Raw genomic sequence first — 21,134 nt, forward strand, 5'->3', positions numbered from 1 at the left:
AAAGCAAGAGACGCGATAAATCGCCGTCTCTACAATAATCAGTCTTTCCTGTTGACGGCGATTTATCCCATCTTTGTGATCTATAATTTCCATCAAAAAATCTTAACCGAACCGTATTAAGAAGAGATAGATTTTATTCTCTAATTAATTTTATCACCTCTTCTACTAATTCTTGTGGTACAGTTTCAGTTTCACCATAACGCCAAGGCCCTGCTATCATTTCTAAGTATGGTTCTCTATTGAGGATTGTTAAGTTGTTCTCTTCAACGCTGTGGATTACTGTTAAAGGAATTAATTCCTCTTGAGTGTCAGTGTTTAGTATTTTGAAGAATTCCCACCATTCTGCCACACGCTCTAAAGAGTTACTAATAATAATGTAGTGACTACAACTAGGCAACAAGATTTTATCAGCTTCTTTCGGCATACCGCCTAGATCAACTAACACTAAATCTGTATATCTGCGAATTTCTTTGATTACTTCAGCTTGTTGAGAAAAATATTCTGCTGGATTCTCAGGTTTTTTCCAGCGTCCAGCAATTTCTGATAGTTTATTGGCTAGTTCTGGATTTGTATGCATCATCTGGGCAAACCAATCTCCTTCACCATCCCATGTGACTCGATGTAAATAAACTTTATTATTCCAACCCATGTTAACTAGGGTTTTTTTTAAGGTGTAAGCTAAAAGGCTTTTACCACTATTAGGAGGGCCACCAAATACGATCGCAGGACAAGGTGATTTAGGTACTAACTTAAATTTATCACCTGGGACAAGTTCTGGACACTGACTAACAACAACTACCGCTTCAGTAGTTCTGATGTTGTAGCAAGCTATCCATGAGGCTTGTTGACAACGCATAACTAAGTGAGTATAAAGCCATACTGGGGCTTGTCCCCATAAAACTATCTCTCTATTCCAGTTCAAATCACTAGGTAGAGTCAGTGAATTTAAAGCTTGAGGGGAAATATCAACAGCATGAATTAATAAACACTGATAGCGATCGCCATCAACTGTAATTACTTCATTGACTTTTAATTCTAAATTACCGTTGAGCAAATTGTTCTTAGTAGAGCCTTGAATTTGTCCTACTTCTACTGTCGGTGTCTGACTATGTACGACTATTGCGCCTTCAAGCTGAGGATAGTAGCATCCTATCCAAACAGCATTCCGGCATTGATAAGCTAAGTAGCTGTAGAGCCAGTTAGGAGCTTTACCATCAATGACTACTCCATAATTAAAGTCTATCCCTTCTGGTAACTCCAACTCTTTTAGTACTTCTGCTGGAAGTTGATTGTTATGGGGAATTTGAATCTTTTGGTAAGGTTGCTTCTGTGCATCATACTCGCAAATCAGCTTAAGTGTCATTGCTTAGTTCCTTAACTTAGTTAACTGACTGGATTTATTATTGAGACGATACCGAGATGATGGAAGATCGCCTTTCCTCTATTGGTGATACTAGATATAGCGATGACAACATTTAGGTGTAAGATTTATGTCTGCTGAATCTACTCAATTTTTTGACATACCTCCAACCGTGGAATTACTAAGGAGTTTTTTACCTTCCAAAGCAGTTTTATTAGAAGAAAATGCTTTGAAGAAAACCTGGAGAATATACATATATTTAAAAACTATATATGGTGTTGGTATTACTTTAGGAAATGATAAATATATTAACTCGCACTTGGCTGGGAAAAATGCCAGTTATGAGTTTAGTTTTTTAGACTGGTTGAGCCAGCTTGATATTTGCTTATCAAATCAAATACCAAAGCAGCTTAATAAGTCTAAGGAAAACAGTAATTCTATTAAAAAGCAACAAAAAGCAGAAGAACGAGAGAAGGCAAAAGAAAATATCGATTTACTGCAACAACTTACTATTGAAGATATTTGGCAACAGATTTTTTATCGCCAAGAAGAACGAGACAAATGGATCGATGATTTTAAATATTTCTACAAAACTTCAGAGACAGAAATTCAGCAATTATTACAGCTTCGTCCTTTCGATAGTCAAGGCGGCAATTTCACAAATCAGACTCGTCTTTATCGGTTAGACTTCCAAAATAGTCTGGCTAATGCTCAAAAAACTCATTGGCTTCAACCAATTTCTGATTCTAATCAAAAACTAACAGGAAATTATTGTAAGGTCAATTCTTGGTTACAACTAATTCCTGAATCATTAGAGCAAAATAATAATCAAGGATTCAATGGCGAAGTCAATTCTGAATATATAACTAATGAAGAACTTGCAGATTTTATTAATAAATTTGCCAAAGGTACTCAAAAAAGACTGCTTTTTGCAGCTGAGTTTATTATGCCAGCAAGTATTAAAAAGCAAAAATATAATGCTCTGATTAACACATTAGAATTGAATTGGTCTAAATCTGATTGCGTCAAGCCTTTAAAGATAACCTACAAGAAATTTCAAACCTCTCCAGTAATCACAACTATCATTTTTCCGGTAATTTTTTACTACATCAAACGCGGCCCTTACCTTTATGCCATTCGTACAACAGAATTTGAGGAGCCAAGATACTACTGGGAAGGTTATCGCTTAGATCGAATTCTGGATGTGGAAATATTAGATTGGGATAATGAACAGATTCCAGTAAAGTTACGCGAACTCAAGGATGAAAATGAACTACCCACTCCTGAAGAAGTGGAAGATTCTTTATATGCAGATACTTTGGGTTATGCCTTTTGGAAAATTCAAAAAATGATGTTTGTGAGATTTGAACGCAATCATTATAGAAATTATATCCAGGATACTTCGCGGCAGAAAATATTTAAAGAAATTAATTTCAAAAATTTTCAGGAACTTAATAGCGATTTAGATAATTTTTTTAATAACAAAGAGATTACCCTAATCTTACAGTCTTTGCGGGGACAGATAAGTGAAAAATATGTCTTTTGTATAGCCAATTATTACGAAGATGATATTGATGTTTTTTTGCGACTTTTAAGTTGGGGTAAAAATGTCAAGGTTATTTTACCTTTTGAGTTGAAAGACAAAATCTTTCAAGAGATTGAATCTATGATGAAACAGTATCAAGAGAAATAGATAATATGTACAGGTAAGAGGCTAGAGAGATGAATTTGAATTCTATTAACAAACCAAAGCTAACTACTCGTTTTGAAGAAGCATTAGTGTATGCAACTCAACTTCATGCTCAACAAGTGAGAAGAATTAGCGGTGTTCCTTACGTTAGTCATTTGCTCAGTGTTACTGCATTGGTTATAGAAGATGGGGGAAGTGAAGATGAAGCGATCGCAGCCTTACTACATGATGCCATAGAAGATCAAGGAGGGAGAATAACTGGTGAAATTATTCGTCAAAAGTTTGGCGACAAAGTAGCAGATATTGTTGAAAGTTGCACTGAATCTGATGTTGTTCCTCAACCCTCATGGAAAGAACGTAAACAAAAATATCTTGAAAACATTTCTCAGGGTTCACCAGAAGTTCTCAGGGTAGCACTCGCTGACAAAGTACACAACGCACGCTCAAATTTGATTGAATGGGATCTTTATGGAGATAAAGCTTGGAATAAAGAACAACGCCAGAGAACTCTTTGGTTTTATCGCTCAGTTATAGCAGTGGCACAAACATTGACAGATTCCAGGCTTGTAGAAGAATTAAGACGAATTGTTAAGCAATTAGAAGCTTTTGAATAAGGACAAATCGAGTTGTACAAATTACTTTTTGCAGAGAATTCTTCTGATTGGTGATGGAAATTCCTGTTTCCTAGAGGATGTCAAAGTTGAAGAATAATTCAGAATTCTCAAAGTTTAGGAGATAGCAATTTTGAAATACTCTTTGCATAAACAATCAAAAGAACGTTCTCCTGTCTCTGTTGAGCAGGTGCAGCAAGAACCACCTTTGTGGAAATCTCCGTTAATTTGGCTTTGCGCTAGTAGTAGTGCGTTGCTGATTGGAGTTCCTCTGCTTATGGACGGCTTAACCCATCGGGTAAATAGTGCCTTGTTCATGGATGTATCTCGGTCAAACCAACCTTACCAAACTTCCTTAGAGGCGCTTTGTCGCCAATATGTTGAGCATTTGGTGGAGGGTGATATCCGTATTTTAGGGAAGTTTGCAGATCGGGTACAAATATTGAACAATCAGGAGTTTCAAGAGCGCGATCGCCTGTCGATACAAAACCAATGCAAACAGATTACCATGCAACCATCAGGAATTGGTCGAATTCCAGGAACATCGTTAGTTGACGCGCTCTCTCGTTTAGAAACGGAGATTGGACACCAACAAAACCAAGGTAATACTCGACCTGTGGCGGCGGTAGTCGTTATCCAAGCTGCCGAACTTGTTAATCACCAACAACAAGATTTTACTGTGATTAAATCAAAGATTGAGGCCATTATCCACAAAGGTGGTGCAGTAGCGATTATTGGCCCGGATATCGATTTACAGAACCAATTGAGCCACGAGCTTAGTTCGGTTAAAAATACTCAAATTTGTACCTACTCTGACAGTCAAGCTTGTCTCGATTGGCTATTCCAAATCGCGCGGAAATAGACCTTTCCTAGTAGTGATTAAGATGATTTTAGTAGTTGTAGGAACAGAGAAATGATACCTGAAATCCCACCAAAACGCAAAGATAGACTTGAGCGCTGGCTGAAAATTACACCAAGAATTTTCTTCAGAATGCCAGACTTTGATAAAGCAAATATCATAGCAGCAATTCAAGAATATGCCAAATATAATTTAGCGAAATCGCAAATTGCTAAATATGATGCCGTGCGCTCTCGCCGTTTATCACGTAATCACCGACAGATTACCCAATTTATTGTTATTTTGGCAGGGTCTTTGACTTTTTCTGTAGCCCCTCAATTACTTGCAAAACAGGCAGGAAGAGGCCCTTGGGCAATATCGGCGGGTTTGTTAGGCGGCGGATTAGCCAGCTTTTATGCTCATAGTAATGCAACTAAAGTGTTAACAGGAATTAAGCTGAAAAACAGCACCCAAAATACTCGTAAAGCCATTTTAGATAACAAAAAGTAAGGATATTTTATGCTAGAAGAGAATTTTAATCATTTTGAGGAAACCCCTGAAGACGTATATACTCAAAGTCAAAGTGAAAGGCTTAATGAAATCGAGGGAATTCATGATAGTAAACCTGAGAAAGAGGCACTTATTATTAGTGTATCCCTCAGTATTATTGAAGCAGCAGTTGCCTTTTATATGATTGCCTCGGCTGGTGTTTTTATTGCTTCAATGGTCAGCTTATTTCCTGTAGCTTTGCTTTGGGCGATCGCTAACTACAATGCCGAGAAAGTAGAATTACCAGAAGCTTACGACGAATTAGTAGAAAAATATTATGGAACAGTTCAAGAATCATCCTGAAAAAATTAGCCTAGAATCTGTATTTACACTGCAAATAATTCCTGATGAACGAGACTACAAAGAACAGATCATTGATGCTCGTCTCAAGTGGATTTCCGAAAATGACCCCCACAATCCTCTGAAGAACTTTAGCATGGTTGACTCTCAAAGTGAGATAGATTTTTTTGTGTCTCGCCAGCAAGAATTAGAACAAGAAAAAGAAAGGCATATTCGTCAGCGAAAGCTTCAGTTGCAAGAAGAGATACAAGAAATTAAAACGGACAAACCGCCTGAATTGGCTATCAGCTTAGTCGGGCCAGATTATATGGTACGGGATAAAATTCAACAATATCAAGAGCAAGAAACCAGGAAACGAGAAGCAATCTGCGATGACGAAGTTCAATTAATTGCAGGCAGATATAATAGCCTCAAACAGCAATGCGAAGAACGGATTAGCCAAGCTCGTGCTAACTATCAAGCTGCCTTTCGCATCTGGCAAGAAGACCGCGCCTGGGGAGCGGAGGGGCAGAGGGGTGGAGGGGAATGAGGAAGCAGGGGGAGCAGGGGGAGCAGGGGGAGCAGGGGGAGCAGGGGGAGCAGGGGAAAAAAATTTAATATTCCTAACTCCTCACTCCTAACTCCTCACTCCTAACTCCTAACTCCTAATTCCAAACTCCTAACTCCTAACTCCTAACTCCTAACTCAGCACTCTTTTACCCAATCCCCAATCCTCATGAAAAACTACTTTTTTCAAGCCGCTAAGATATTTTTTAACCCGGAAACCCTCGTTCCTTTCATTATCGGCACGATTTTTTTATCTGTTTTGGGGAATGCTCTCACCCAAATATTGTTTAATGTTTTTGGCACTACCACAACTGCTGCTGTGGGAATTGCTTTCGGTTCTGTATTGATTTTTATGTTTTCAGTGTGGTTTTTGGCTAAGTCATTAAGCAAAATACGATCGCCTGAAATCGATTTAGGTAAATTGCCTCCCAAAAAACACAAAGGACTAATATTGTTAGTCAGCCGGGATGAACCTTGTAAGAAAGCAATAGAATATCATCTGCCAGAACTAGAATATTGTTGGTTAATTTGTTCTTCCCAGTCTCTTGATTTAGCCAAAAAGTTAAAACAGGATTTTCCTAAGTTAAAAATCGCAGAACCAATTGTGGTTAACGATATCTACGATCCTCTAGAATTCTATCAAGTTGTGAAAAAAATCTACAAAAATCTCCCTCCAGGATGGACAATAGAAGATGCGATCGCTGATTTTACTGGCATGACTGCCCAAGGTAGTGTAGGAATGGTACTTGCTTCGTTGTCTGTACAAAGTCCCTTGCAATACACCCCAGCTGAATCTAAAAATGGACAACCTAGTGGTTATTCTCTCAATCCCATTAAAATTACTCTCAAGCAGCAGTTTCGCGGAGAGACAAACTAAGTAAATTTTTATCAAAGTCTATATTTATACTTACTATTTAAGTTTACAGATGATGGCGATCGGTGAATATTTTACTCGATTTCACTAAAAGTATTGTTATATCTAGGTTTGAGGCAAATTGTAGGAGTTTTGTATCAGCTTCATCGACACCACTCCCGGAATCGCCCAAACCCTATGTTTTTCGTTGAGGGGTGTCGATTGCTTACAGGGAGCGGGTTTGAGGTATGTGTTTGGCTCAATTTCGAGCGACGTGTATAATGATTTTTAGACTGGTGTCGATTTGGCGGCTGAAACCCTTACTGGGTAAAGGCTCCTAGACGAACTCCCTACCGATTGGGTTAAATCGGATTAGTTGAAAACTTTGAGAAGGGACATAATGAAAATTCCTCAAAGCCCTACCGATTGGGTTAAATCGGATTAGTTGAAAACAAAACCTTGAGTGCTTCAACTTCGTTACGGTTTCCAGCCCTACCGATTGGGTTAAATCGGATTAGTTGAAAACGTTAGGGTGAAGATTGATGGTTCCACCTTGAGCATCCCTACCGATTGGGTTAAATCGGATTAGTTGAAAACTTTTAGCGATCCTTGCTTGCAATACTCTGCTGTCGTCAGTACCCTACCGATTGGGTTAAATCGGATTAGTTGAAAACCGTATAGTTGGCCGTTTTTTACCAGATTGTCATACTGAGACCCTACCGATTGGGTTAAATCGGATTAGTTGAAAACGTTGTATACCCGATTCCTAATCCTCCTCCATATAAAACCCTACCGATTGGGTTAAATCGGATTAGTTGAAAACGTTCAAGTGAGTAATCTTTCATATCCTTTAAGAAAAGTTGAAACAACCCTACCGATTGGGTTAAATCGGATTAGTTGGAAACAGTAACAGCAATGCCGTTGAACTGTTGGTTACCTATGTAACCCCTACCGATTGGGTTAAATCGGATTAGTTGAAAACAATGAAAAACCTCCTGTATCCGTAACTGGGAACAGGAGGTAATTTTTAATGATAATAAAATATTTAATCAAACAACGATTGGTAATTATTCGCTTATTTAAGGATTTTTATTAACTTCTTCCTCTTTACCATAGCGATATAGAATTAATTTCCCTTGAGAAGAACGACAACTAACCCGCACTCCTTGAGTCACGCGAAAGTGGTCAATATCTCCCATATTAGTATACTTATCATACTGCAATCCCCCATGCTTTTTGAGAATAGCAGTATCACCATCATAATCTTCTAAGAGATAAGAAACTTTAGCTAAAGTCTCTTGTAACTTTACCCTTGATTGCTTCTCCTTTACCTTTTTGTAGTCAGCTTCAAAGGAATCTTGATACTCTAAATTCAAGAAGGGGAGTAAACCTTCTGAGAGCAAATCATCTTTACACTGATTCCAAATTAGCTGTCCCCAAGTCGAAAGTGTCATTTTCCCGTCAATTTCTGCAAGCATAGCTTCAGGAATTCCGACTGTTTCACTTGCAGAAAGTCCAGCACCAGCATCCAATAATGCCAGTTGACGTGCATAAGGTTTAATTAACGAAACATCTACAGCTATAGGTAAGCGCGGAATCGTAATTAAATCAGATTTTTCACCTTCAAAAATATAAATTATTTCATCAGCATAAAACATCCCAATGGTATTGAGATAACCTTGTAAACTCTTGAAACTACCAACCAAATTAAAATAAATTTTGTATTTATCCCGTTTCAATTGTGGTATGGTATTTTCTAACCAAACAATTAACGCATCAATTCCCAGAGAAAAAGCTTCAGTACTAGCAGTAGAAAGCCCACTAGGAGCAAAAGTACTAGCATTATTTAATCCTTGTTTTCTGAGAAAATCTTCAACAATTTTAGCAGTAGTTTTACCTTGGGCTGTATCAGTAACAATGAGAAAGTGAATATCTTCTTTTCCCTGACTTAAATTATCTTGATAAATGCCATAAATTCCATTCAACTCTGCACTAGCACGACGAATCTGGGAAATTTTAGCACCTAAAAGTTGTTCGTCGGCTCTTTGTTTGAGAATTGCAATAATCTGCTTGACATCCTCTGGTGTTTTCTCTTCATTCAGATTTGCTGTATCTCGCAAGCGCGAATACCAATCTTTTTCGTCAGGATTAGCTCGGTTGATTTGATTGGTTAATAAACTGGTACCAATGCTAGAAATAATAACTTGATGCATGATATTTTGGAAAATAGGGTGAAGATAAGAAATATTTTATCTTTAGTTGCGATCTACGCTGACAGAAGGTATCACCCTAACCCAGGCGAAACCCATCGCATCTTGTAATTTCTCTGACAAAAGTCCTAATTTATCATATTGAGGGTTAGATTTTTGACTTTTGCGAGAATTATCAGCAATCAATCGTCATCGAAATCATCATCATCATCTGGATCTAATTCTTCATCACTAGAATCGGGTTCGGGACAGTCTACATTTTCAACTTTATATGCACCCCAAAGGTAATTTTCAGTTTGGCGATCGCATTGCTCCTCGATCCGCTCTAAGCTTTCTTCAGTGGTAGATTCATTACTTGAATTAAAATTAAAACCGAAAGATGTATCACTTGGCATAATTTTCTCCTATTTAAACATTGTTTATCCAATCAGCATTCAGAATTCAGTTGCGTAGCTTTCCAGGGATCTTGCTGGCAAGAGCGTCTGTCTGCGACACGAGAAAGCGAAAGTAGATAGCGTCATTACACATTACGAATTATTTTAATCTCGACGCATGACTCGTTTGATATTTTTATCATCATTGAAGGCTTTTCTAATCTTTTCAGCAACTCCGAGAGCGTTAGGAATAGTATAGAGAAAAAGTTTTGCATGAGAATAATCACTAGAGAATACCCGAATATCTCCTAATAAAAGCGGTTTCCTACCTAAGCAGGTTCTCCCAAAATCTAACAATTGGTATAGCGGCCCTCTTTCTACCTGAATATCCAGCACACGATAAAGTTCAATAAAATTGACTTCCTTCCAAAAAACACCAGATTTGGTAATTAACCTTTGGGTAGTTAAAATATAACTGGTGGAGCGAATCTGAATATATTTCCAATAAAAATAAGGCAGAGGTAGAATTGTCCAAAATAGAAGAATTAGCAGCAGATGCCAGAGAAAATTTTCAACTAAAATTTTGACTAGAGAGGGATGAAAGTTTAAAATTCCCGACTCTGCTGCTTGTGAAGTGATGGTTGTTTTGTTGACTTTCTTCATCATCATCTGCTCCAAACTGCTATGTAATTACTGTTTGTGATTGCAGTATCACATAGCAGTGGAAACAGAGATTTCCAAGGGAGAGCGGATTCTCAAGTATTAAAAACTGGTCGGGTTCCCCAAGTTAACTTTAATTGTGCATTCTCTAAGTTTTGAATGAATGGTTGAAGTTGGTCTCCCTCAGTTCGGTGCTGCCAAGGCGAATTGGGTGTGCGATCGCCATGAAACACTGTGACAATTTCTAAATATTTATTTCCCTCAATAGGTAACATTCTATGCCAGACAGAACTAACTACTAAAACTTCTGTTTCTTCCTCTCTGCCATTTTTTTGTCTTATTATTGTTTTTCTTCCACCAATGGCTTGAGTTTGTTTATAAATCCGCTTGTGAAACAATTCAATAACTTGAGATTGACTAACAGGTTTACTGTAAACAGCAACACGTTTTTTATACCAAGCTTCTCGCCAGTTTAAAGATTGAGGTTCTTTAACCTGAAAATATTTCTTACATTCATTCTCTAAATTTTTGAGAAAATTATCTAGCTGTTCTGGAGTTCTGATATCATCTACCCACTCAGAAATATCATTTTTCCAGCCTGAATCTTTGCATTCCCAATGACAGCCAATTAACTTATCATAACGAAGATTTTGATGATAAAAATTCTTGTGCCATACTCTGCGCCAAGATTTGCCAAAACCACCCATTGTGTAAGCAAATTTAATCAAATATTTGATAAAATTTACATCAGCATTAGGGGCGCTAATATGCAGATTTCCTCTGATATCATAAGTAGGTTGCCAATCTGTGTTTGATGAAGGGTTTCGCAACTCCCAATAAATCTCTACTTTACCAGGGGCTTGAGTGTTACCAAATAGTTCGCCAATTTTTTTCTCTACTCGCTGGTTATCTTGCTGATTTTGACAACATCCTCCCAAAAGACGTTTAGCATGACCTCTTAAAGTTGCTTTAAAAACATTGGGGCGAAATTCTGGTTCTCCTGACAGCAAAACTGGCGTTATTCCCACTCCATGTAAAGATAAATTTATATCATATTGGTTCTTAGTAATAAAAGGTAGACCGTAGCCAGTACTAGTTTTTCCTCCTAAACCTTGTACCAAAGCACTCTTTAATTTCCCTGATATGTTTCTCCATTCTTCTTGAGATAGTAATTCAGTGCTACTAATTTCAAAAACTAACTCTGGTTGGTAGAAACTAATCAAAGCGAAAGCGCTAGTAGATTTTTCCTCTATCCCAATTTGTCTTTTTTCTTGAGGATGTACTACGTCTACTATGCGATAGTAGTTTTTCTCTTCTTTAACCGCAGTACCAGCCCAATCTCCTACAGGATATGCTCCATGAAACCGCAAAATGCCTTGAGTTAGAGGTTCTTTATCTCCACAGTATCTAATAGCTAGAGCGCGATCGCTCTTTTTACAGTACCGCAGAAAAACTCCTTTTACCCCGCTACCGGGAATAAAAGGAATTCCATTTTTACCTAGCATGGGACGAAAAATGCTATCCTGTCCGCAATTACTAAACAATCTATAAGGAAATTTGACACGAAAGCGGCAAAAATAGCCTTCTTCTAAAACATTTTGGGTTTCTGGGTATTGATAAGTAGGTTTTCCGTCCTCTTCTCTTGGATTTACCCACTGTTCGATCCATATATCTCGATGAGTGCGATCGCCTGCAAACTGCAAGCTACACCGAGGTTGTACTTGAGCGCGATACATGTGAGGAACGAGTTGTGGATCGGTTTCGATTATTTCCGGTACTCCCATATTTTGTCCCTGCTCTTGCGATGCTCTTTGAAATGCTTTAGCAAAACTCATATTTTTTAGTTCCTAAATATTCAATTCTCATCTTTCTTCCTGTATCTCTGAGTCCACCAAACTAAAGAATCACAAAACTGAGTTAGTACCATTAAAACTATAGTTCTGTCTTCTTGTGTCATATTCCAAATCCTATCGGTCATTTCTTGAATTTTCTTAGTATCCTCAAATGTCAGCTTTTCATTTGGCAAGCTAATTCCTATTGGCTTGAGTATATCGTTAGCCAAAGTATCCCAAACTTTTTTCCAATATTTTCCCTTCTCTTTAATTTCTTGCTTGCTCTCTCGTTCAAAGCGTAAATGTTCCCCCCAAAAGCGCTCTAGACCATACGCAACAGTCATTCGCATTCTATGTGATTCATTTAATACATTTTTTTTGTCTCGAAAATCACTGACTAGCTTTTGAGCATAGTGGTCTAAATTATAAGACTGCCATTCCTTTAATTCTTGAGGTTGATTTGATTCTGCTTGAGTCATGCTTTTTGCTCCTTTGAGGGCGTTTATGTTGTTTTCTTTAAAATGACATTAGTGCGACCAAAACCTACAGATTCTAATCCTCCAAAATAAAGCTCTTTGCTCGAATTGATTTGGGAATCGTTGACAAATTTATCCCAAGGATTACTATCTGTAGTGCTAGTTCGCAAAGCTATGGGAAAAACTAAAATACTTCCTTCTGGAAGTGCCTCTACGTTAAAAAATGATGTTCCTGCGACAGTTTTTTCATCTGGTTTTAGGGCTACCCGACTTTGACGATAGAGTCCCATATCATGAATGGTTGCCATTTCGGTATCTTTGACCACAAATACCAAATACTCTTGAATAGATTCAACTTCTTTAGTATATTCTTCCAGTTTGGCTTCTTCTTTTTTCAAAGGTAAACAACCTAAGTTAAAAAACAAAGCAGGACGTTCAGGCTTTTTAATACCACGAGGTACATAATAGCTATAAGGTTCAATTTTCTGTATGGATTTTCCAGCTAACTTTTGATATCTTTTGAGTAAAGCTGGGCAAGTTACCAGAACAACAGGCTGACCTGGACAATAAATAGGAAGCCAAAGAAGAGAAGCATATTCTATTTTGACCAGACCTTCACTTGTGCTATCAGCTTTTCCTGGTTTTGCATCTTTTCCATACCAATATTCAACTAAACTAAGTTTTTCTTGAGTTTCTTGCTGATCATCTTGTTCAGATGCATTACCATTTTTTGCTTGAGCTTTTTCTTCTAGACGCATATCTGCACGAAACCGACCACGAATTGAGCTACCAGGAATAATCCCAGTCAGGGTAAACTGGTCACGGAAGATTAAGTTAAGATTGCCAGTTTCTTCTCCTGCACTTGCACCTATATGCAAAGGAGCCAGAGTTTCGATGATGCCGTAGGCTTTTTGGTACATTTATATTACTCCATGATTGATGTTGAAATGAAAGTTCACCCACAGAGGAGTTTTAGGCGATCGCACTAGGTAACGGTAGCGCTAGTCCGCATCCCCAGCGTTTGAGGGATGGGCCTTCTTTGGGAAACCATTCATCAGGCCATTCTTGCCAAGATTGATTTATTGCTTCTGTGACAACGTAGACACTACCCGCAGGAACGGCATAACGTCCACGAGACAGGAGTTTTGGTGTTTGAGAATGCTGTTTCTTGTCAGTTTCCTGCTGTTGTGCTTGCGATTGCTGATTTTCACGATTTCCCAAGCGGTAACGAAAGGGTATAGGACGTTCAGTCAAAAGGGCTTCTAATGACCAAACTTTCCGTTCGTCGCTTTCTGGATCTGGTTTAGAGTATTTTTGTTGATCGCCCTTTTGTAAATAAACAGGCTCTCGATAGGATAGACGATTAGAACCCCAAATCGCCGGGGTAATTAAGGCAAAACTCTTTGCAATCGTGCGAGTGAGTAAAGTGGTGACATTTTGAGCTATTTCTTGACAGCTGACATCTACCATGTGTCCCTCACCACCAAAGCGATACCAACCAGACTCAAGTTTGGTGTTAGAAAGATAAACCAAGCAACTACCGGGTTCCATCTGCACGGAGTTCTCCAGAAATAAGCTTCCCTGGGGTGCTTCTTGGTTCTCATTCTTTCTCACAACACGCCGTTCATCTAATTCCAAACGGGGATGTAAGTGAGGTAAAAACTTCCAAGGATTTTTTTTAACTTCTTTGGCTTCATCCCACTGATTGATGGCTAACCAAGTGTTACTCTCAAATTTGTCATTCGGAGGTTCCCGATCTCCATCTCGCCAACCGTAAGATTCCTTCCCCTCCTGATAATATTTTTTCCAAGTTAGTTGGCACTTGATTTTGCCATCTTTAACTAAATAGTTACGTGGAGTGGGAACATAAAAGTTTTGTTCAGTTGGCTTCAACTCATCTATTATTCCCCAGAAAGGGCCAGCCAAAAGTAAATCACGAATTTCTGCATCTTTGTAGGAGGCTGCAAATAAACCTGATAAAGTTGCAGTACTAGGAGGAAAATAACTGCCAGAACGCCCCACTAAATTTTCTGGTGAGAGAAATTTTCCGGCACTACCGTAGAGAAGTCCCAGAGGTTCAATGATTATCAAATATTTGAATGGCGGACGATGAGACTGTTCTGATTGTGGGGCAGAACTCGACGTTTCTATTGTTGACATAGGTGAAATCCCACTTTGGCAAGGTTAATAATCCAGTCGTTGAGTGCTTTATTGACTTTGGTAATATCTATTTCTGTGGTGTCATCTGTGTAGTAATTCTGGCGATCGCCTAATATTCCTGTTTTGATGAGTTTTTTGTCTGCATCATAAATATTCCACCTGTTGTCCTGTTGTTGTATGATGGACATCTGCGTTGGAAAATAAATCTCCAACAGCCCTAACGCTATTTTGGTGCTTTCTTTGTTCAAAGCATGGCGTGATTCTAGAACCGCGACATCATTGTATATATGCGTCCAGTTTTGTTTTCCTTCGCGATCGCCATAACTAGAAAGCAGCCCTGCTTCTAAAAGCCACCAAGGACAAACCCATTCTAAGTGATTACCGTTGTTAAATAGAACGCGGAAGGCAATGCGATCGCGCCCATTATTTTTGGCAGATTTCTCCGCTTCCCGGCAATGTTGCAATACATCGCGTTGCGGGATACCAGGTGCAGCCCAAACAAAACCAACGCTAGCAGTAATCGGTTTTGGTTCTTTTCCTGACTCGTTCCAAATCTCAGATTTAAATTTAGAAAACTGACTAACACAATAGTTTGATTTGAGTTCTCTTTCTGATTTTACGTCATAAAAGACACCCAAAAAATCATCGCCGCCTGCATAAATCACACGACAAAAAGGTGACTTATTTTGGTTTTGAAATTTTTCACCCCATTCCCGCATCATTTTACTGAACTCGTAGGTTCTCTCTGGATATTTTTGGAGATAATCACCTGCTTTGTCTCCATCCCCTTGAAACCAGCATGTCCAATATTTTTCTTCATCCTGTCGGCTTAAATACTTAAACGATCTGGGATTCAGGTCTTTTGATAATTTTGTCAATTGCTCAATTAGTTGAGTAACATTTGAGAAATTATCCTCTAAACACTGCTTGAGCTTTTCTGTAATTACTTCATGGGTAATTAACCGCTTGATTAATTCAGGAATGCTCAATTGCTCATTTGAATCGATAAAACTTTCCCCTAATTTCTGACTCAGCTGTTCGTAAAACTTGTCAACAGTAGTTTTTTCAATCTGGTAATTGTATTTCTTGGGTTCGTATGCTTTTTCTATTTGGCGATCGCTTTGGTAAGGGTAAGCAATACCATCTGCACCAGAGAGTGTAGAACTCTCTCCTTGCCAGTTAATTCCAGTCCAAGCACGAGAGCGTTTTTCCTCATTCAAACGTTGACGAACATTGTTAATACCTTTACCTAGATCGTCTGCAACTGCATCACTTTGAACCCAGAAAAACTCCCAAGCATACTTTGTCCACGATCCCCAATCTCTTTTCCAAAATTTATACTCCCATCCATCTTTAATCTCTTTTTCAATCCACTCTCGACAAGTGTGTGTTATGCATTTCCAAGCTGTATTAAAAGCAGCTTCGGCATCCTTTTTCTTGTAATCTCCCTTAATTATTATCTGGTTGGGCATTCCCTGAGTAACGTTTGGCGAAGCTGGAGAGATGACTTCACAATGCTTGCTTTTTGCATCATTGCAAATAACCCACGACAAATAGGAAAGCAGATAAGAGCTTCCATATAAGTCCCGCAACTTTCGAGATTTTTCGATAAATCCTTGAACAGGTGCAAACGTGATGGCAGTGTAGACTTGGTTCGTCATAGGTAGAATAATAGTCCATTCTTTAGATTGGACAGTTAGATTCACGATATAGAGAAGAAAAGATCATAATTACGTGATATTATTCCCTAAAACAGCGTTTTGATCGCCAAAAATACTGGGTTAAATTTATTCAATACTTCGTTAAATAAATTAACATTTCAGCCAAAGCTTTTACCATCGGACGAGTTGATACAAGTGGGCTAATTTATGGGCAATCACATAAGCAACAGGGACAGATTGCGGCCCGTCAATTAGGATGCGCTTCCCTCCTGGAATTTGCCCAGAATCAATCATCTGTTGGGATTAGATGGCAATCGACCGTTGATTTCGATTTTGGTAATCACAGCCGTGTAGTATCCTAGTGGCTTGGTCATTTTTTTGGTCAGGTTAGCCAGTAAATTAGAAGTAGGGCGTAAAAAAATAAACTCAATGAAAGCGATGTCTAACGACAAGCCACAAGGCGTCTGCGCTTCTGAACTTGCATCTATCGTCGGTGAAGAAAATGCTATTTGTCTTTGGGAAAATATCGAACTTGGTCAGCAAAAACGTATCCAACAGGCTATAGCTTCTGGAAATTCACCCAGTTGTATTGTCTATCCCCGCAGCCAAGAACAGCTAGCCACAGTCATTACCACAGCTCACACAAAAAACTGGCGTGTCCTCCCCTGTGGTAGTGGTAGTAAACTCACCTGGGGCGGTTTAGTTAAAGGCATTGATGTTGTAGTTAGTACAGAACGCATCAACCAACTGATTGAACACGCTGTTGGCGATTTGACTGTCACAGTAGAAGCTGGCATGAAGTTCTCCGATTTGCAAGCACTTTTGGCAAAATCGCGGCAATTTCTTGCCGTCGATCCCACAGCACCAGAGTCAGCAACCATTGGCGGTATTGTTGCCACAGGTGATACAGGTTCTTTGCGGCAACGCTATGGTAGTGTGCGCGACCAGTTACTAGGTATTACCTTTGTCCGTGCTGATGGACAAATCGCCAAAGCTGGGGGAAGAGTAGTTAAAAATGTCGCCGGATATGACTTGATGAAGTTGCTTACAGGGTCTTATGGCACATTAGGAGTTATTAGTCAACTAACTTTTCGCGTGTATCCGCTAGCAGAGGCATCGGGGACGGTGGTACTAACTGGTAAAGCTGAGGCTGTATCTCAGGCGGCTGATATCCTTCGAGGTTCGGCGTTAACACCAGTGCAGGCTGATTTACTATCAACTAAATTGGTGTCTAGTTTAGGATTGGGTCAAGGACTGGGATTAATTGCCCGCTTTCAAAGTATTAGTGAAAGTGTTAAGGAACAATCAAACCGAGTTTTGGAAGTTGGGCAAAAGTTGGGTTTAGAGGGGGCAATTTTTGCTGATGGTGATGAAGCTAATCTATGGCAGAGATTGCAAAAACGAATACATACTACTGCTACAGAAACAGTAATTACCTGCAAAATAGGAGTGTTACCTACTGCTGCTGTGGAGATTTTGACTCAGGTGGAGTTAGGTTTAATTCATATTAGTAGTGGTTTAGGTTTGTTACAATTAGAGAGTAAAAATCAAGTTTTGCAAATCCGCGATCAGCTAGGCTCTGCTGGAAGCGATGCCTACAGCGGGCTGCGCCTACGCACTCAAGCTAATATAGGTTTTTTAACAATTCTGTCAGCACCAGTTGTGGTTAAAGAACACATAGATGTTTGGGGTTATACGGGGAATGCTTTGCCGTTGATGCGCCGTATTAAGGAACAGTTTGATAGTAAGAATATTTTAAGTCCTGGTCGGTTTGTGGGTGGAATTTAAGAAACAAACCGCAGAGACACAGAGGACGCTGAGATAGAGAGGGGAAAGGGAAAAATATGCAAGTTTCAAAAAATTCTGTTAATAATACAGCTAGTTTAAAAAATTTAAAAGGGTTTGATGTTAATCATCCACCTGACCCGAAGTTGATTGATAGTTGTGTCCATTGTGGATTTTGTCTCTCGACTTGTCCTAGTTATCGAGTACTTGGCAAGGAGATGGATTCTCCTAGAGGACGCATCTATTTAATGGATGCAATTAATGAGGGTGAAATTGCTCTCAATACGGCAACAGTAGAACATTTTGATTCTTGTTTAGGGTGTCTTGCTTGTGTGAGTACCTGTCCTTCTGGTGTGCAGTACGACAAATTAATTTCTACAACTCGTCATCAAATTGAACGAAATTATCCCCGCAGTTTGCCAGATCAATTTTTTCGTCAACTGATATTTTCTCTGTTTCCCTATCCCAATCTTTTACGAGTTTTATTAGTTCCATTATTGGTTTATCAAAAGTTGGGGTTGCCTAAATTCTTTCGGGCTACAGGTTTACTGAATAAAATATCGCCCCGTTTGGCAGCAATGGAATCAATTCTGCCAGAAATTACTCTCAAATCTTTTCAAGATAATTTGCCTACTGTGATTCCTGCTAAAGGTGAAAAGCGGTATCGCGTTGGGGTGATTTTGGGTTGCGTCCAACGGCTGTTTTTCTCACCCGTGAATGAAGCGACAGTTCGCGTTTTAACAGCGAATGGTTGTGAAGTTGTGATTCCCAAATCTCAAGGTTGTTGTGCAGCACTTCCCGAACACCAAGGACAAACAGAACAGGCGAAAGCTTTAGCAAGACAAATGATTGATAGTTTTGCTAAAACAGATGTAGATTTCGTGATTATTAATGCTGCTGGTTGCGGTCATACTTTAAAAGAGTACGGTCATATTTTAGAAGATGACCTAGAATATCGGGAAAAGGCAAAGGATTTTGCAGCTAAGGTTAAAGATGCTCAAGAGTTTTTAGCAACTGTTGGGTTAACAGCAAAACTATCGCCACTGACTGATAAACCATTGAATTTAGTTTATCAAGATGCTTGTCATTTATTGCACGGACAAAAGATTAGCGTCCAACCGCGTCAGGTATTGCGACAAATTCCAGGAGTGAAGTTGAGAGAACCAATAGATGCAGCTTTGTGTTGTGGCAGTGCCGGGGTTTATAATATGCTGCAACCAGAAGTTTCTGAAGAATTGGGTCAACAAAAAGTGCAGAATTTGTTGAATACTGGTGCTGAGTTAATTGCTTCTGCTAATCCTGGGTGTACTTTGCAAATTACGAAACATTTGCAGTTGCAAGGTAAGAAGATTTCAGTTATTCACCCGATGGAGTTGTTAGATTATTCGATTCGCGGTGAAAAGTTGAAATTGTAGACATTTTTTGTGGGTTGGACATTTTATAGCAGGAGGCAGGAGGCAGTCCCAATGAAACAAGTTTCACCGGCAAGCATGAAAGTCTCTTTCTCCCCCTGCTTCCCCTGCTTCCCCTGCCTCCCCTGCTCCCCCTGCACTTTCAAGTCAGGAGGCAGAAGGCAGCAGGTAAAACTATTACTATTCCTAGCTTTCATGCTACCTAATTTCTTTTACTTGGTAGGCATAGAGACTTCCCAAATTCCTTGATTTCCACCATATTCCAGAACATAAATCTTATTGCCAATAATCTCAGCATCAATGGGATTACTAAAACCTGTGACAAGGCGCGTAGCGTTAAGTTTATAGTTAGTATTTCCTACTTTAGTTAACTTTAAATGCAGTAAGTCTTGGCTAGCATCTTTAAAAGGGCCTACTAGTGTTTCGCCAGTAGGGTCGCCTGCTGTCCAACTCAACATAAATCCATCTCTGTTGAATTCTCGACTCATTACTCCTTGTGCATCAAAAACTAATCCTAAAGGAGAACGGTGTGTTGTAAAAGTGCTCAAACTTTGTCCAAGAACACTAGCATCTTTGATTTTTCCATCTACAGGATCGCGGTACTTATCTGCGTCCGGGCCAAAATTAGGAATTGGTTCAATCAAATTTTCAGTAGGTCGAATAGGAAAGGTTGGATCGTTACGATAGTAACCTTTTTGGACGGCATTAAATTGAGGACTTAACAATCGGTCAGTGGCAGGATTATAATTGGGAAATTGCTGTGGATTGTCTGTCCCACCAATACGCCAGGGAAAGCCATAATTACCACCTAAACGTAGCCAATTTAATTCTTCTGACATGTCGCGATCTGGGCCATTTTCTGTGCCAAATAAATCCCCATTGGGCGCAAAAGCCATATCGAAAGTATTGCGTATTCCTTCTGCAAAAATATAGCCAGATGTCTTTAAAGTTGCTCGATTGTTTGCCAGCAAGAGATTGTTACCATTACTAGGAAGACGAAGTATACAGGCGGTTAATCCGACTTCGCGAGTATTGGGATATAGACCATCAACAGACTGAACTTCACCATGATCGGTACGAGAACCGCTATTCACATAGATAAAGTTACCATCCAGGCTAACAACTACACCGTTGAACCGATGGTCATAAGCTGTTTTGCTTTTGGGATAGCCTGCACTTTTAGCTAAAATAGACCAGATACGCTTTCCTGTACTCGAATTAATTACACCTTTAACAATAATTGCTTTAGTTTGGTTATTCACAAGGTCTGCATTGCCAACTAAATAAATTGTGCCGTTAGGGCCAATGGCCATACCTTGAGTTTCACTTAAATTATGATTACTAGAATTGTACGCAAGTGTTTTAGTAGAAGAATCTAAATCGACTTGATAAATCTCACCATTTCGTTTGAGGTAATAAAGGGTATTGTTTCGTGGATCTTTTACAATCCGAACAGAAGGAGAGACTGATAATGTATTAATAATATTGCGAACCTTAATATCAGGACGCAGGGTTTTTGGTAGAATATTTACTCCAGTAGTGCTATGATTTAATAAAACTATTGTCAATAACAGTGTTATTGTAAATAACAGCGTTTTAGTAGCAAACTTACTGATAAACTTGCCTTTCATGTAGTTAGATAATTTAGTGTTATTCATGATTTTTTGGATAAAATAGTCAGTTAATTTTGTAAAGAACCCTTCATAAGTTCAATATTGATTAATTACAACCGTAAGTTTAAATACAGATGGCTTGGCTAACCTAATTAATAGTAATACACTGAGAAAATACTAGTTATTGATTTGGTTAGTTGATTA

The 21,134-nt window shown here is 38.9% G+C and carries 20 protein-coding genes and 1 CRISPR repeat array; of the genes, 9 read left to right on the forward strand and 11 right to left on the reverse strand.

Annotated elements, in window-relative coordinates:
* Positions 1–133 precede the first annotated feature (133 nt).
* Positions 134–1,363: a CRISPR-associated ring nuclease Crn3/Csx3 gene (gene crn3, locus RMY63_RS08750; RefSeq protein ID WP_322728329.1), complete on the reverse strand. Its 1,230-nt coding sequence runs from the start codon at positions 1,361–1,363 to the stop codon at positions 134–136.
* A 127-nt stretch (positions 1,364–1,490) separates the two neighbouring features.
* On the opposite strand from crn3, the gene RMY63_RS08755 reads away from it, so the two are divergent.
* The 7 genes from RMY63_RS08755 to RMY63_RS08785 all read left to right on the forward strand — a co-directional run bounded on the left by RMY63_RS08755 (position 1,491) and on the right by RMY63_RS08785 (position 6,771).
* Entirely contained in the window at positions 1,491–3,053 is a 1,563-nt protein-coding gene (locus RMY63_RS08755) for a TIGR03985 family CRISPR-associated protein (RefSeq protein WP_322728330.1), read from the forward strand.
* A 29-nt stretch (positions 3,054–3,082) separates the two neighbouring features.
* The gene (locus RMY63_RS08760; protein WP_322728331.1) at positions 3,083–3,664 is read left to right on the forward strand and encodes an HD domain-containing protein; all 582 of its coding nucleotides are present in this window, start codon (positions 3,083–3,085) and stop codon (positions 3,662–3,664) included.
* 130 nt (positions 3,665–3,794) lie between these two features.
* Positions 3,795–4,523, forward strand: a complete 729-nt coding sequence (locus RMY63_RS08765; RefSeq protein WP_322728332.1) for a hypothetical protein — start codon at positions 3,795–3,797, stop codon at positions 4,521–4,523.
* Positions 4,524–4,574: 51 nt separating this feature from the next.
* The gene (locus RMY63_RS08770; protein ID WP_322728333.1) at positions 4,575–5,009 is read left to right on the forward strand and encodes a hypothetical protein; all 435 of its coding nucleotides are present in this window, start codon (positions 4,575–4,577) and stop codon (positions 5,007–5,009) included.
* Between the two features lie 9 nt (positions 5,010–5,018).
* Positions 5,019–5,351: a hypothetical protein gene (locus RMY63_RS08775; protein ID WP_322728334.1), complete on the forward strand. Its 333-nt coding sequence runs from the start codon at positions 5,019–5,021 to the stop codon at positions 5,349–5,351.
* Positions 5,326–5,877 carry a hypothetical protein gene (locus tag RMY63_RS08780; RefSeq protein ID WP_322728335.1) on the forward strand — a complete coding sequence of 184 codons (552 nt, stop codon included), beginning with the start codon at positions 5,326–5,328 and terminating at the stop codon, positions 5,875–5,877. The genes RMY63_RS08775 and RMY63_RS08780 overlap by 26 nt, the downstream gene beginning before the upstream one ends.
* Positions 5,878–6,063: 186 nt before the next feature.
* Positions 6,064–6,771, forward strand: coding sequence for a CRISPR-associated protein (locus RMY63_RS08785; RefSeq protein ID WP_322728336.1), 708 nt, complete (start codon positions 6,064–6,066; stop codon positions 6,769–6,771).
* Between the two features lie 324 nt (positions 6,772–7,095).
* Positions 7,096–7,729: direct repeats of the CRISPR family, unit length 36 nt; unit sequence CCCTACCGATTGGGTTAAATCGGATTAGTTGAAAAC.
* Positions 7,730–7,826: 97 nt separating this feature from the next.
* Here the strand turns inward: RMY63_RS08785 and RMY63_RS08790 are convergent.
* The 9 genes from RMY63_RS08790 to RMY63_RS08830 all read right to left on the reverse strand — a co-directional run bounded on the left by RMY63_RS08790 (position 7,827) and on the right by RMY63_RS08830 (position 16,414).
* A complete protein-coding gene (locus RMY63_RS08790) occupies positions 7,827–8,960 on the reverse strand; it encodes a CRISPR-associated protein (RefSeq protein WP_322728337.1) in 1,134 nt (377 codons plus the stop codon).
* A 179-nt stretch (positions 8,961–9,139) separates the two neighbouring features.
* Positions 9,140–9,352: a hypothetical protein gene (locus tag RMY63_RS08795; RefSeq protein ID WP_322728338.1), complete on the reverse strand. Its 213-nt coding sequence runs from the start codon at positions 9,350–9,352 to the stop codon at positions 9,140–9,142.
* Positions 9,353–9,496: 144 nt separating this feature from the next.
* On the reverse strand, positions 9,497–10,000 hold the full coding sequence (locus tag RMY63_RS08800; protein WP_322728339.1) for a PH domain-containing protein: 504 nt from the start codon (positions 9,998–10,000) through the stop codon (positions 9,497–9,499).
* 86 nt (positions 10,001–10,086) lie between these two features.
* Positions 10,087–11,826, reverse strand: a complete 1,740-nt coding sequence (locus RMY63_RS08805; RefSeq protein ID WP_322728340.1) for an RAMP superfamily CRISPR-associated protein — start codon at positions 11,824–11,826, stop codon at positions 10,087–10,089.
* 20 nt (positions 11,827–11,846) lie between these two features.
* Entirely contained in the window at positions 11,847–12,302 is a 456-nt protein-coding gene (locus RMY63_RS08810) for a hypothetical protein (protein ID WP_322728341.1), read from the reverse strand.
* 23 nt (positions 12,303–12,325) lie between these two features.
* Positions 12,326–13,219 (reverse strand): RAMP superfamily CRISPR-associated protein, encoded by an 894-nt coding sequence (locus RMY63_RS08815; RefSeq protein WP_322728342.1) that lies wholly within the window; start codon positions 13,217–13,219, stop codon positions 12,326–12,328.
* 52 nt (positions 13,220–13,271) lie between these two features.
* On the reverse strand, positions 13,272–14,459 hold the full coding sequence (locus RMY63_RS08820) for a type III-B CRISPR module-associated Cmr3 family protein (protein ID WP_322728343.1): 1,188 nt from the start codon (positions 14,457–14,459) through the stop codon (positions 13,272–13,274).
* On the reverse strand, positions 14,447–16,120 hold the full coding sequence (locus tag RMY63_RS08825; RefSeq protein ID WP_322728344.1) for a Cas10/Cmr2 second palm domain-containing protein: 1,674 nt from the start codon (positions 16,118–16,120) through the stop codon (positions 14,447–14,449). The genes RMY63_RS08820 and RMY63_RS08825 overlap by 13 nt, the downstream gene beginning before the upstream one ends.
* Positions 16,121–16,291: 171 nt before the next feature.
* Positions 16,292–16,414 carry a hypothetical protein gene (locus tag RMY63_RS08830; protein ID WP_322728345.1) on the reverse strand — a complete coding sequence of 41 codons (123 nt, stop codon included), beginning with the start codon at positions 16,412–16,414 and terminating at the stop codon, positions 16,292–16,294.
* Between the two features lie 135 nt (positions 16,415–16,549).
* Here RMY63_RS08830 and RMY63_RS08835 point away from each other — a divergent pair, with 135 nt between their 5' ends.
* The gene (locus tag RMY63_RS08835; RefSeq protein WP_322728346.1) at positions 16,550–17,908 is read left to right on the forward strand and encodes an FAD-binding oxidoreductase; all 1,359 of its coding nucleotides are present in this window, start codon (positions 16,550–16,552) and stop codon (positions 17,906–17,908) included.
* 56 nt (positions 17,909–17,964) lie between these two features.
* A complete protein-coding gene (locus RMY63_RS08840; protein WP_322728347.1) occupies positions 17,965–19,320 on the forward strand; it encodes a (Fe-S)-binding protein in 1,356 nt (451 codons plus the stop codon).
* A gap of 209 nt (positions 19,321–19,529) precedes the next feature.
* Here RMY63_RS08840 and RMY63_RS08845 read toward each other — a convergent pair whose 3' ends face one another.
* Positions 19,530–20,975 carry a PQQ-dependent sugar dehydrogenase gene (locus RMY63_RS08845; protein ID WP_322728348.1) on the reverse strand — a complete coding sequence of 482 codons (1,446 nt, stop codon included), beginning with the start codon at positions 20,973–20,975 and terminating at the stop codon, positions 19,530–19,532.
* Positions 20,976–21,134: the final 159 nt, after the last annotated feature.

Source organism: Nostoc sp. ChiQUE01b (genome assembly GCF_034531255.1).
Classification (GTDB): Bacteria; Cyanobacteriota; Cyanobacteriia; order Cyanobacteriales; family Nostocaceae; genus Nostoc.